General features: G+C 59.8%; 11 protein-coding genes. 7 read left to right on the top strand and 4 right to left on the bottom strand.

The features are described 5' to 3' along the window. Positions 1-15 precede the first annotated feature (15 nt). Positions 16-1,041 carry a substrate-binding domain-containing protein gene (locus QA648_RS01385; protein WP_283051441.1) on the bottom strand — a complete coding sequence of 342 codons (1,026 nt, stop codon included), beginning with the start codon at positions 1,039-1,041 and terminating at the stop codon, positions 16-18. A gap of 307 nt (positions 1,042-1,348) precedes the next feature. On the opposite strand from QA648_RS01385, the gene QA648_RS01390 reads away from it, so the two are divergent. The 6 genes from QA648_RS01390 (at position 1,349) to QA648_RS01415 (ending at position 8,383) form a co-directional block, all read left to right on the top strand. After that, positions 1,349-2,710 (top strand): ABC transporter substrate-binding protein, encoded by a 1,362-nt coding sequence (locus QA648_RS01390; RefSeq protein WP_283049155.1) that lies wholly within the window; start codon positions 1,349-1,351, stop codon positions 2,708-2,710. A 132-nt stretch (positions 2,711-2,842) separates the two neighbouring features. Then, positions 2,843-3,859, top strand: coding sequence for a sugar ABC transporter permease (locus QA648_RS01395; protein WP_104822033.1), 1,017 nt, complete (start codon positions 2,843-2,845; stop codon positions 3,857-3,859). 1 nt (position 3,860) lies between these two features. After that, positions 3,861-5,024, top strand: a complete 1,164-nt coding sequence (locus QA648_RS01400) for a carbohydrate ABC transporter permease (RefSeq protein ID WP_283049158.1) — start codon at positions 3,861-3,863, stop codon at positions 5,022-5,024. Positions 5,025-5,060: 36 nt separating this feature from the next. Next, positions 5,061-6,713: an alpha-glucosidase gene (locus QA648_RS01405; RefSeq protein WP_283049160.1), complete on the top strand. Its 1,653-nt coding sequence runs from the start codon at positions 5,061-5,063 to the stop codon at positions 6,711-6,713. Positions 6,714-6,737: 24 nt separating this feature from the next. Beyond that, positions 6,738-7,829 (top strand): sn-glycerol-3-phosphate ABC transporter ATP-binding protein UgpC, encoded by a 1,092-nt coding sequence (gene ugpC / locus QA648_RS01410; protein ID WP_104822036.1) that lies wholly within the window; start codon positions 6,738-6,740, stop codon positions 7,827-7,829. A gap of 140 nt (positions 7,830-7,969) precedes the next feature. Next, positions 7,970-8,383, top strand: coding sequence for a hypothetical protein (locus QA648_RS01415; protein ID WP_199773516.1), 414 nt, complete (start codon positions 7,970-7,972; stop codon positions 8,381-8,383). A 181-nt stretch (positions 8,384-8,564) separates the two neighbouring features. On the opposite strand, the gene QA648_RS01420 is transcribed toward QA648_RS01415, so the two are convergent. After that, positions 8,565-9,161, bottom strand: coding sequence for a TetR/AcrR family transcriptional regulator (locus tag QA648_RS01420; RefSeq protein WP_104822037.1), 597 nt, complete (start codon positions 9,159-9,161; stop codon positions 8,565-8,567). After that, complete coding sequence (locus QA648_RS01425) at positions 9,143-9,367, bottom strand: hypothetical protein (protein WP_158704417.1); 225 nt, start codon at positions 9,365-9,367, stop codon at positions 9,143-9,145. Before QA648_RS01425 ends, QA648_RS01420 begins: the two co-directional genes overlap by 19 nt. Positions 9,368-9,452: 85 nt before the next feature. On the opposite strand from QA648_RS01425, the gene QA648_RS01430 reads away from it, so the two are divergent. Beyond that, positions 9,453-10,283, top strand: coding sequence for a DUF3313 domain-containing protein (locus QA648_RS01430; RefSeq protein ID WP_283049165.1), 831 nt, complete (start codon positions 9,453-9,455; stop codon positions 10,281-10,283). 43 nt (positions 10,284-10,326) lie between these two features. Here QA648_RS01430 and edd read toward each other — a convergent pair whose 3' ends face one another. After that, positions 10,327-12,150, bottom strand: coding sequence for a phosphogluconate dehydratase (gene edd / locus QA648_RS01435; protein ID WP_283049167.1), 1,824 nt, complete (start codon positions 12,148-12,150; stop codon positions 10,327-10,329). Between the last annotated feature and the right edge of the window lie 7 nt (positions 12,151-12,157).

The raw sequence follows: 12,157 nt of genomic DNA on the forward strand, positions 1-12,157 counted from the left end.
ACCACCTAAATCATATCAATCGGCCGGTGCCACGCCGGTCGAGGCACGCACGATCAGCTCGGTCTTCCAAAGCTCCTGCTCGGGAAATGTCTCGAGCTGCTTGATCTCGCCGATCAGCCGCTCGGCGACGCGCACGCCCGCGGCGCGCAGCGACGATCGCGTGGTCGTCAGCGGCACGGTGAAATTCTCCGGTTTCAACAGTGTCAGCACATCGTCGTGGGCGATCAGCGAAATATCCTCGCCGAGCTTCAGTTTCGCCTGGTTGATGGCGCGTACCGCGCCGAGCGCCAGTACTGTGCTGGAACAGAGGATGGCGGTTGGCCGCACGTCGAGCTGCAGGATGCGCTCCATGGCATAGAGGCCCTGTTCATCGGTCATTGCGGTATGGCTGACATACGCCTCGTCCAGCATCAGGCCGCGTTCGGCAAGGGCTGCGACCACGCCCTTTTTCCGCCGGATGGCGAAATCGAGATAGATCGGGCCGTTCAGCAGCGCAAAACGTTTGTGGCCGAGCTGCAGCAGCAGCTTTGTGGCGTCGTAGAAGGCGGCCTCGTTGTCGATGTCGAGATAGGGGTAATCCGGCTCCGTTCCAAAGGACCGTCCATGCACCAGGAAAGGTATGGACAATGATTTCAGCATTTCGAGGCGTGGATCATGGCCGCGCATATAGGTGATGAACAGGGCATCGACATTGCCGCTGGCGGCAAGCCGCTTCAGCGCACCGACTTCGTCGTTCGGATCGGCCGGCGTCAGGACGAAATGGAAATCATGCCGCAATGCCTCTTCGCCGAGGCCGGTCAGGAATTCGCCGAAATGCAGATCGGACGGGTGGCCGGGCGCCGTCGGCATGACCAGGCCAATCGAGCCGGCTTTGCCGGTCGCCAGCCGTTGCGCGGCCTTGTTCGGACGATAGCCTGTCTCCCGCACCGCTTTGAGCACTCGCTCGCGGGTTTCGCGATTGACCTCCGGATATCCGTTCAAAGCACGGCTGACCGTGGTCTGCGACAGGCCTAACATTTGCGATAGCTGCTTCAGATTCACGTGGCTCCGCTCCTCCATCTGCCCATTCCAGTCGCGCAAAGGCTTCCTCCTGCCATGCGACTGGCTTCCAAAGCGCTTTAGACTATGTAGCAGGCGGTGCATGCGAAACAAGACAATTTGCGAAATATTGATGTCATTCAATGCTGCAATGCGAGATTTGGGTGTATATTAGCCGAATTCACAAATTCGCTTGACTTTGCTCTGCCCGCAATGGAATGAGTGAGTAGCCAAAGCGCTTTGAGAAATGAGCGCGCAGCACGCGCCGCGTGTTCGGGCTCGTGGGATTTGTATTTGGGAGGACAACCACATGAAGAAATTGCTTTTGATGACCGTTGCCGTTGCCGCCTTGGCGGCTGGTAGCGCACTGGCTGCAGATTTGAAGTTCCAGCCCGGTCAGGATTCCAAGTTCAACTGGAAGAGCTATGACGACTTCAAGGCCGCTCATGCGGACTTGAAAGGCGAGACGATGACGATCTTCGGCCCATGGCGCGGCGAAGACGAGGCGCTGTTCACGAGCGTCCTGAATTATTTCACCGAAGCGACCGGCGTTAATGCCAAGTATTCGTCCTCGGAAAACTACGAGCAGCAGATTGTTATCGACACCCAGGCCGGTTCGCCTCCGAATGTTGCGATCCTGCCGCAGCCGGGCCTTCTCGCCAACCTTGCCAGCAAGGGCTATCTGACGCCGCTCGGCGATGATCTGGCAAACTGGGTGAAGACCAACTATGGCGCCGGCGATAGCTGGGTTGGCTACGGCACCTATAAGGGCAAGGACGGCAAGGACGCCTTCTACGCCTTCCCGTACAAGGCTGACCTGAAGTCGCTCGTCTGGTACGTGCCGGAAAATTTCGAGGAAGCCGGCTATAAGGTCCCCACCACCATGGAAGACCTGATCAAGCTCTCCGACCAGATCGTCAAGGATGGTGGCACTCCCTGGTGCATCGGCCTCGGTTCTGGCGGAGCCACCGGCTGGCCGGCCACCGACTGGGTCGAAGACCTGATGCTGCGCACCGTCTCTCCGAAGGATTATGACGGCTGGGTCGACAATAGCCTGAAATTCAACGACCACAAGGTCGTCAACGCCATCGATGAATTCGGCAAGTTCGCCAAGAACGCCAAATACGTCAACGGCGGTGTCGCTGCGGTCGCGTCGACCGACTTCCGAGATAGCCCGAAGGGCCTCTTTACGGTTCCGCCCAAGTGCTATCTGCACAAGCAGGCATCCTTCATCCCATCCTTCTTCCCTGAGGGCACGAAGCTCGGCCAGGATGCAGACTTCTTCTACTTCCCGCCCTATGCATCGCATCCGGAGCTCGGCAAGCCGGTTCTCGGCGCCGGCACGCTGGCAACGATCACCAAGGACTCGAAGGCCGCTCGCGCCTTCATCGAGTTCCTGCAGACGCCGATCGCTCAAGAAGTCTGGATGGCACAGTCGGGCTTCCTGACCCCGTATAAGGGCGTCAACACGGCGGCCTATGCCAACGACACCCTGAGGAAGGAAGGCGAAATTCTGACGACCGCCACCACCTTCCGCTTCGACGGTTCCGACCTGATGCCGGGCAAGATCGGCGCAGGCGCATTCTGGACCGGCATGGTGGACTTCGTCGGTGGCAAGTCCGCTCAGGACTCCGCCGACGCAATCCAGAAGGCTTGGGACTCCATCAAGTAATCATAACATCGCAGAATGGCGTCGCCGGTATCTCCCGGCGCCGCCGCTCTACCCTGTCGTAGCCGACGCCTTGGGAGGTGCCGACGACGCCGGACAGGTCGCTTCGTGCAAGCAATTATTCGGGAGGGAAGGATGATTTCGCAGATACTGACGGCGATTGGAGCCATGATATTCGGCGTTGCCGTTTGCGCCGCCTATTTTCTGTTTTCCAACAAGCTGCTGGACCTGATTTTTCCGGCGAAAGAAGGTGGCGATGTTCATCGCGCCGCCGTCAATCTGCGTCGCCGCAGCCTGATCCGCCCCTGGCTTTTCCTTGGACCGGCGCTTTTCCTCCTCGCCGTCTACCTGATGTATCCGGTGGTGGCGACGCTCATCCTGTCCTTCTACGGGCCTGACGGCAATCAATTCGTCGGCGGCGCCAACTATGTCTGGGCGTTCAACGACACCGAATTCCGCCAGTCGATCTTCAACAACATCCTTTGGCTTGCCGTCGTGCCGGCTGCCTGCACCTTCTTCGGTCTCGTCATTGCAGTCATGACCGATCGCATCTGGTGGGGTAACATCGCCAAGGCGGTCATCTTCATGCCGATGGCAATCTCCTTTGTCGGCGCATCGGTCATCTGGAAGTTCATCTACGAATATCGCGGCGGCAACGACACGCAGATCGGTCTGCTGAATGCGGTTGTGCAGCTCTTCGGCGGTACGCCGGAAGTCTGGATCACCATCCCCTTCTGGAACAACTTCTTCCTGATGGTCATGCTCATCTGGATCCAGACCGGCTTTGCCATGGTCATCCTATCGGCCGCCCTCCGCGGTATTCCGGAGGAGACCATCGAAGCGGCCGTTATCGACGGCGCCAATGGCTGGCAAATCTTCTGGAAAATCATGGTGCCGCAGGTCTGGGGCACGATCGCCACGGTCTGGACGACCATCACCATCCTCGTCCTCAAGGTGTTCGATATCGTGCTCACCATGACCAACGGTCAGTGGAACACGATGGTCCTTGCAAATCTGATGTTCAACTGGCTGTTCCGCGGCGGCGGCGATTCCGGCCGAAGCGCGGTCATCGCGCTCGTCATCATGGTCGCCGTCACACCGATCATGATCTGGAACATCCGTCGTGCAAACGCAGAAATGAAGGGTCGCTAAGATGATCGGAAACCTTGGCCGCATCGGCCCCGCTCGCCTCTTCGTTCATTTCGCGGTTGTGCTCATCGTCGTCATCTGGCTGCTGCCGACGCTCGGTATCTTCATCACGGCCCTGCGTGACAAGGATCAGATCGTCGTCTCCGGCTGGTGGACGGCCTTCGCCGGCTCGACGCGGACGACGGCAGTGCGCCTCGCTGGCAACGATAAGGCGACGCAGGATGGTCCCAATTACGTGATCACCGGGAATGTCTCCGGCGACGGTAACGGCGGTAACGGCAAGATCGAATCCTTCGGCCTGCGTGTGCAGGACCCGGCCGCTTTCAAGGCCGGTGCGCCTGCGGATATCGGCAATGGCGAGACGCTGACCGTCAATGCCGATGGCAGCTACCGCTATCAGAAAAATGCTGCTTTCGACGCAGATACGCGCGGCAAACGCATTTATCTGACCATTTCCGCCCCACCGCAGTTCACCCTGCAGAATTATCACACCGTTCTGACGGGCGAAGGCATCGGCCAGTCCTTCATCAACTCGCTGACGGTCACCATTCCGGCGACGATCATCCCGATCCTGATCGCGGCTTTCGCGGCCTATGCACTTGCCTGGATGGATTTCCCAGGCCGCGCGCTCCTGATCGCGCTTGTCGTCGGCCTCATCGTCGTGCCGCTGCAGATGTCGCTCATCCCGCTGTTGCGCATCTATAACGAAATCGGCCAGGTGTTCGGTGTGCCGTCGAAGACCTATCCCGGCATCTGGATGGCGCATACCGCCTTCGGCCTGCCGCTCGCGATCTACCTGCTGCGCAACTACATTGCCGGTCTGCCAAAGGAAATCATCGAATCCGCCCGCGTCGACGGTGCCAGCGACTTCGACATCTTCGTCAAGATCATCCTGCCGCTGTCCTTCCCGGCGCTCGCCTCCTTTGCGATTTTCCAGTTCCTTTGGGTCTGGAACGACCTTCTGATCGCCATGGTGTTCCTCGGCACCGACAAGGACCATCTGGTTCTGACGGCGGCCTTGAACGCCCTACTCGGCTCGCGTGGCGGCAATTGGGAAATCCTGACGGCCTCCGCCTTCGTCACCATCCTTATCCCGCTCCTCGTCTTCTTCGGTTTGCAGCGCTATCTCGTGCGCGGTCTGCTCGCCGGGTCGGTGAAGGGGGGCTGATCCAAGACTATCCCATTCATACAGGACCCACTTAGCATGAGCATTGTCCCTCAATCGATTTCGGCTGTTGACAAGGACTGGTGGCGCGGCGCTGTGATCTATCAGATCTACCCGCGCTCTTATCAGGACTCGAACGGCGATGGCATCGGCGATCTCAAGGGGATCGCCGTCCGCCTGCCGCATATTGCAGCCCTCGGTGTCGACGCGATCTGGATTTCGCCGTTCTTCACCTCGCCCATGCGTGATTTCGGCTACGACGTCTCCAACTATGAAGATGTCGATCCGATCTTCGGTACGCTTGCCGACTTCGATGTGATGGTGACCGAAGCGCATCGTCTCGGCATCAAGGTGATGATCGATCTGGTGCTGTCACACAGTTCCGACCGCCATCCCTGGTTTGTCGAAAGCCGCTCGAGCAAGGATAATCCCAAGGCGGACTGGTATGTCTGGGCCGACGCCAAGCCGGACGGCACGCCGCCCAACAACTGGCTCTCGATCTTCGGCGGTTCTGCCTGGGCCTGGGATCCGACTCGCATGCAATATTACATGCACAACTTCCTGATCTCGCAACCCGACCTGAACCTGCACAATCCCGAGGTTCAGGACCGGCTGCTGGACGTCGTGCGCTTCTGGCTCGACCGTGGCGTCGATGGCTTCCGCCTCGATACCATCAACTTCTATTTCCACGACCGGGAACTGCGCGACAATCCCGCGCTGGAGCCGTCCCGCCGCAATGCTTCGACCGCGCCGGCGGTCAATCCCTATAATTTCCAGGAGCATCTCTACGACAAGAACCGTCCAGAGAATCTGAAGTTCCTGCAGCGTTTCCGCGCCGTGCTGGATGAATATCCGGCGATTGCCGCCGTCGGCGAAGTCGGCGATAGTCAGCGCGGGCTCGAGATCGTCGGCGAATATACGTCCGGCGACGACAAGATGCATATGTGCTACGCCTTCGAATTCCTGGCGCCGGACCCGCTGTCGCCGGAACGCGTCGAAGACGTCATGAAGGATTTTGCCGCCGCCGCGCCGGACGGCTGGGCCTGCTGGGCGTTTTCAAACCATGACGTGGTGCGCCATGTCAGCCGCTGGGGCAGCCTGGTTGCCGATCGTGATGCGCTTGCCAAGCAATATGCGGCCTTGATCCTGACCTTGCGCGGCTCGGTCTGCCTCTACCAGGGCGAGGAGCTCGGCCTGACGGAAGCCGATCTCGCCTATCAGGATCTGCAGGACCCCTACGGCATCCAATTCTGGCCGGAATTCAAGGGCCGCGACGGCTGCCGCACGCCGATGGTCTGGGACAGCCAGGTCGCACAAGGCGGTTTCTCGACGGTGAAACCCTGGCTTCCGGTGCCGGTAGAGCATATCCTGCGCGCTGTCAGCGTGCAGCATGGAGATGAGAGTTCGGTGCTGGAGCAATATCGCCGCTTCCTCGCCTTCCGCAAGCAGCACCCGGCTTTCGCCAAGGGCGAGATTGCGTTTACCGAACCGCAGGGGGACGTGCTGCTTTATACGCGTCACTACGGCACCGAGACTATTCTCTGCGTATTCAACATGAGCGCGACAGAGGCGACCGCAACCCTGCCTGAGGGGAGTTGGCAGGCTCTTGCCGGTCACGGTTTTGCAAGCAACAACTACGGCAACAAGATCGATATTCCGGCCTGGGGCGCTTACTTCGCGCGTCTCGCCTGAGTGTTTGGGAGGAGGAGAGCATAGATGACAGGGCTTGTTCTAAAGGACATCCGAAAATCATACGGAAATGTGCATGTTCTGCATGGCATCGATCTGGATATCCAGGAGGGCGAATTCATCGTCTTCGTCGGCCCGTCCGGATGCGGCAAATCCACCTTGCTGCGTATGATCGCCGGGCTCGAGAGCATCACCTCCGGCGACATGCTCATCGCGGGACAGAAGGTCAACGAGGTGCCGCCGTCAAGGCGCGGCATCGCGATGGTCTTCCAGTCCTATGCTCTCTATCCGCATATGACGGTCTTCGACAACATGGCCTTCGGCATGCGCATCGCCGGGGAAAGCAAGCAGGAGATCGACCGCCGCGTTCGCGCCGCCGCCGCGAGCCTTCAGCTCACGCAATATCTTGAGCGCCTGCCAAAGGCCCTCTCCGGCGGTCAGCGCCAGCGTGTCGCAATCGGCCGTGCCATCTGCCGCAACCCGAAGGTCTTTCTGTTCGACGAACCGCTATCGAACCTCGACGCGGCGTTGCGCGTGGCGACACGTATCGAGATCGCCAAGCTCAGCGATTCCATGCCCCAGACGACGATGATCTATGTCACCCACGACCAGGTGGAAGCCATGACCTTGGCGGACCGCATCGTGGTGTTGTCGGCCGGTCGTGTGGAGCAGGTCGGTGCGCCGCTAGAGCTTTATGAGCATCCGGCCAACCTCTTCGTGGCGAAGTTCATCGGCTCGCCGGCCATGAACATCATCCCGTCGAAGGTCACTGGCACCGGCGCGATGACGACAGTGACTCTGACAGGCGGCAAGACGGTGACGCTCGACATTGCGACGGCGGCATCCGAGCAAGGCAAAACCGCAAGCTTCGGCGTTCGCCCGGAAGACTTGCGGATCGCGACGGACGAGAACTACCTCTTCGAAGGCGAGGTCTCCATCGTGGAAGCCCTCGGCGAGGTCACGCAACTTTATATCGAGGGCCTGGTGGATGGTGAGCCGATCATCGTCAAGATACCCGGCATCGCAGACGTTAAGCGCGGGCAGAAGATGCGCTTTGCGGCCGATAGGCAGAAGCTGCATCTTTTCGATGCTGACGGCCACACCTATCGCAAGCAATAAGGCATCCTCCCAAGAGCGCGGGAGCGCTAGTCCAGGTGTAGAAATACAATAAAATGCAACTTGGTCTAGCGCTTCCAAACCTTCTGTTAAATACCCGCTGGTAGCCTGAGCTTCGTAATATACTTCAGGGATTTACGATAATGGCAGCTTCCGGCACCGCTCACCCAGGCCAGCATTTCCTCAACAAGGAAGAGTCCTTCATGTACGACCGCGAGGTGCGGTACAGAATGGAGGACACGATGAACGCGGCACGGATCGAATATACCGAAAAAGGCGTCATGAACTTGGCGTCACGCCGCTGCGATATCATCCGAATCTCGCAGAGCAGCGCGATTCTGGCGATCCTCACCCAGTATAATCTGCCAAAACAGTTCTATCTCGACATCCCCGATGCCCGCATCACCAAGGTCGGTTGCATCCTGATGAAGATCTTCCCCAACAACACCATCGAGGTCCGTTTCCTGCGCCTGCTGTCGGAGAAGGAGATGAACAAGATCTTCGTCTACAGCACCCATCCGTCGCACCGCGACCGCGTGCTCGATATCCGTGCTTGATTAAATCTCGTCGCCAAGAATAGGTTTGGGCGACGATCCACGCGCTGGAGCAATTCCAGGAAAAGTGCGAAGCGGTTTTTCGTCCGGAATTGCGTAAAAACAAAGGGATAGAGCGGGATGCCGAAGACTGTGCGCGGTTTTCGGGCGACATCCCACTCTATCTTTTTGATTTAGAGACGGATCAAATTTCCGCCTGCCACTTCTTGAGCGCATCCTCCATGTAGTCAATCAGCGGTAGCTTGCCGTCTTCCTGCAGCCACTTGTCGACCGAGAGGCGAAGAGGGCTTACGGCAATCATTGAAACCAGCCGTAGTCCGTCGCGGTCCCTCGTCGGAAACAGTTCGCACAGTGTCTCGTAGGCAACCTGTTCGAGCTGCAGGTAGTTGCTGCGCGTGCGTGCGCGCAGGGACTCGCTTTGACGCAGAAGCCGGGCCGTCTCAAGAAGCTGAGGAGCCTCAGCCTGAAGGCGTGCTACAAGTCTCAGGGTTGCCTGATGAATGACATCGAGCGGTCGTCCGGCTGATGCGTTCTCTGTGATGCTTGCCCGGAGAGCGTCCATATATCCGCGCTGATGCGCCAGAAGAATGTCGTCCTTGCTTTTGAAGTAATAGAAGAAAGTCCGGCGGGAAATACCAGCCGCGGCCGCAATCTCGTCGATCGTCGTTTCCTGATAACCCTTCGCTAGAAAGGATTTCAGTCCGACTTCCGCTATGCGTTGAAATGTCAGGCGTCGCTTTTGCTCGCGCAGGCCTTCCGGTTTTAAGGGGCGATCATGCATCGCTCCATACTGTCATAAGTCGCAGCGCCACTCAAACCATCAGCTTGTCCCGCACCCTGCTCAATTCCCGGTGAAATAATTCCAGCGCGCCATTTTTGGATTGCCGCAAAGTAGCCAACATTAATTTTTACATCCAGTGTAATATTTAATGTTGATACGAGATGCCCTAACCAAACGCAGGAGAGCGATACGTCCATGCCAGCCAATGCAATCTCAAATCACGATAATTGCGAGACTTACGGTTCATATGCCGCCGAAACCCCTGGGCGTCGGCGGTCCGATATTTGGTCGATGGCTGTTTTGCTAAGTTTCTTGGGGGGGTGCGCGGCAGCGCCCCTGGATCGCGCGGGATCCTTGCGATCTTATGACGGCCTGACCCGATCGGACGGGCTGGTTGCCCACTCGCTTCTTCGGGTGAGCAGGGACGATGTTCTGACGGCGAAGACCGTGAAGATTATTCCGACTGCTTTTTCATTGCGGGCTGAAAGCGCCGCCTTCACGCCCGAGCAGCGCAACCTCGTCACCAATGCCGTCGACAGGGCGCTTTGTTCCGGATTGAGTGAACGATTCGTCGTTGTCGGTCTAACCCATCAGGCGGATCTGACTGTTCGCGCCGTCGTCACGCAGGTCAAGGCAACGAACGCTACAGCCGTCGGCGTTTCGAAAGTCGCATCTGTCGGCAAGAGCGTGCTGCTGCCGAATGTACCCGTGCCCATCCCCCGCATCCCGATCGGCATGGGCAGTCTCTCTCTCGAGGCGGAGGCCCTTAATCCTCAGGGCGTGCAGAGAGCTGTGATGATCTGGGGACGTGGGGCAAACGCGTTTCTTGATTCAGGAACGGTTGCCAGGGAAGGAGATGCCTACAGTCTCGCCGCCAAATTCGGCGGCGACTTCAGCAAGTTGTTGGTCAAGGGCAAAACGCCCTTCGGATCGATGCCCTCTTTCCCTTCCAGAGCGAATTTGGCGGCTCTCGTCGGCCGAGCGCCCAAGTATGAGGCCTGCAAAGCATTTGGGAAGTCGCCGGGCGTGACGGGCTTCATAGGAGCACGCATCGGCCTCCCGCCGGGGTGGACGGACAAGGCTCCGGCGAATGCGGAAAAGACGGCGTCGAACACTCCCTGATCAATGTTCGACGTCGTCTTGCCGAATTCCGGCGACGCAACCATCAATGATGGAACAGGACGCTGGCGCCCTGGTCGGCCGGGCCGGCGCCGTGGCGGAACGAGGCGAAGAGTTCGCGGCCCATGCCGAATTCGTTCGCCGAGAGGTCGGCGACGACGGGTTCGCGTTCGGCCATGTCGGCAGCGTCGACCAGCACTTCCAGCGTACCGGCGATCGCGTCGATGCGGATGATATCGCCTTCCTTGATGCGGGCAATCGGTCCGCCCTCGACGGCCTCCGGGGTGACGTGGATGGCGGCCGGTACCTTGCCGGACGCGCCGGACATGCGCCCATCGGTCAACAGCGCCACGCGGAAGCCGCGATCCTGCAGCACGCCGAGTGCCGGCGTCAGCTTGTGCAGCTCCGGCATGCCGTTCGCCTTGGGGCCCTGGAATCGGACGACGGCGACGAAATCGCGGTTGAGCTTGCCGTCCTTGAATGCCTGCTGGATCTCGAGCTGGTCGTGGAAAATCACGGCGGGCGCCTCAATGACATGGCGCTCCGGCTTGACGGCAGAAATCTTGATCACCGCCTTGCCGATATTGCCGCGCAGCATTTTCAGGCCGCCAGTGGTCTGGAACGGTGCATCGATGCCCGCCAACACCTTGGGGTCGCCGCTCTTTTCCGGCGCCTGTTCGCGGACGACGCCGCCATCGGCGCCGATTTTCACCTCGATCGAATAGGCCGAAAGCCCCTGGCCGGCGACGGTACGCACATCGTCGTGCAGCAGCCCCTTCTTGAGGAGCTCCTTGATCAGGAAGCCCATGCCACCGGCGGCATGGAAATGGTTCACGTCTGCAAGTCCGTTCGGATAGACGCGGGCGAGCAGCGGGATGATGTCCGAAAGCTCGGAAATATCCTGCCAGGTCAGCACGATGCCGGCCGCGCGCGCCATGGCGACGAGATGCATCGTGTGATTGGTCGAGCCGCCGGTCGCATGCAGGCCAACGACGCCGTTGACGATCGAGCGTTCATCGATCATCTCGCCGGCGGGCGTGAATTCGTTGCCCATGGCGGTAATGGCGAGCGCCCGCTTGGTCGCCTCGCGGGTCAGCGCTTCGCGCAGCGGCGTGCCGGGATTGACGAAGGAAGCGCCGGGCATGTGGAAGCCCATGATCTCCATCAGCATCTGGTTGGAATTGGCCGTACCGTAGAAGGTGCAGGTGCCGGGGCCGTGATAGGACTTCGATTCGGCTTCCAGCAGCTCCGCGCGGCCGACCTTGCCTTCGGCATAGAGCTGGCGCACGCGCGATTTCTCGTCGTTCGCCAGGCCAGAGGTCATCGGCCCGGCCGGGATGAAGACGGCCGGCAGATGGCCGAAGGAGAGCGCGGCAATGACGAGGCCGGGTACGATCTTGTCGCAGACGCCGAGGAAGACGGCCGCATCGAACATGTTGTGCGACAGGCCGACACCGGCGGACATGGCGATCAGGTCGCGCGAGAAGAGCGAGAGTTCCATGCCCGGCTGGCCCTGCGTGACGCCGTCGCACATGGCAGGCACGCCGCCGGCAACCTGGGCGATGCCGCCTGCCTCTGCCGCCGCCTCGCGGATGATGGCGGGATAGGTTTCGAAGGGCTGATGCGCCGAGAGCATGTCGTTATAGGAAGTGATGATCCCGAGATTGGGCACGCGGTCCCCCGCCAATGCCTCTTTCTCGGAGGGCGAACAGATGGCGAAGCCATGCGCAAGATTGGCGCAGCCGAGCACGGAGCGCTGTGCACCCACCGTTGCGGCATTGCGCAGGCGGTCCAGATAGCGCTCGCGCGTCGGCTTCGAGCGCTCGATGATACGTGTGGTGATTGCCGAAATGCGGGCGTCAGCGGCCATGGTCGAT

This window comes from Rhizobium sp. CB3171 (genome assembly GCF_029714265.1).
GTDB lineage: Bacteria > Pseudomonadota > Alphaproteobacteria > Rhizobiales > Rhizobiaceae > Rhizobium.

What these genes read in the sequence shown, in the direction of transcription:
- QA648_RS01390 (WP_283049155.1), top strand. Translation starts at nt 1,349, where the DNA reads ATGAAGAAATTGCTTTTGATGACCGTTGCCGTTGCCGCCTTGGCGGCT.
- QA648_RS01395 (WP_104822033.1), top strand. Translation starts at nt 2,843, where the DNA reads ATGATTTCGCAGATACTGACGGCGATTGGAGCCATGATATTCGGCGTT.
- QA648_RS01400 (WP_283049158.1), top strand. Translation starts at nt 3,861, where the DNA reads ATGATCGGAAACCTTGGCCGCATCGGCCCCGCTCGCCTCTTCGTTCAT.
- QA648_RS01405 (WP_283049160.1), top strand. Translation starts at nt 5,061, where the DNA reads ATGAGCATTGTCCCTCAATCGATTTCGGCTGTTGACAAGGACTGGTGG.
- ugpC (WP_104822036.1), top strand. Translation starts at nt 6,738, where the DNA reads ATGACAGGGCTTGTTCTAAAGGACATCCGAAAATCATACGGAAATGTG.
- QA648_RS01415 (WP_199773516.1), top strand. Translation starts at nt 7,970, where the DNA reads ATGGCAGCTTCCGGCACCGCTCACCCAGGCCAGCATTTCCTCAACAAG.
- QA648_RS01420 (WP_104822037.1), bottom strand. Translation starts at nt 9,161, where the DNA reads ATGCATGATCGCCCCTTAAAACCGGAAGGCCTGCGCGAGCAAAAGCGA.
- QA648_RS01430 (WP_283049165.1), top strand. Translation starts at nt 9,453, where the DNA reads ATGGCTGTTTTGCTAAGTTTCTTGGGGGGGTGCGCGGCAGCGCCCCTG.
- edd (WP_283049167.1), bottom strand. Translation starts at nt 12,150, where the DNA reads ATGGCCGCTGACGCCCGCATTTCGGCAATCACCACACGTATCATCGAG.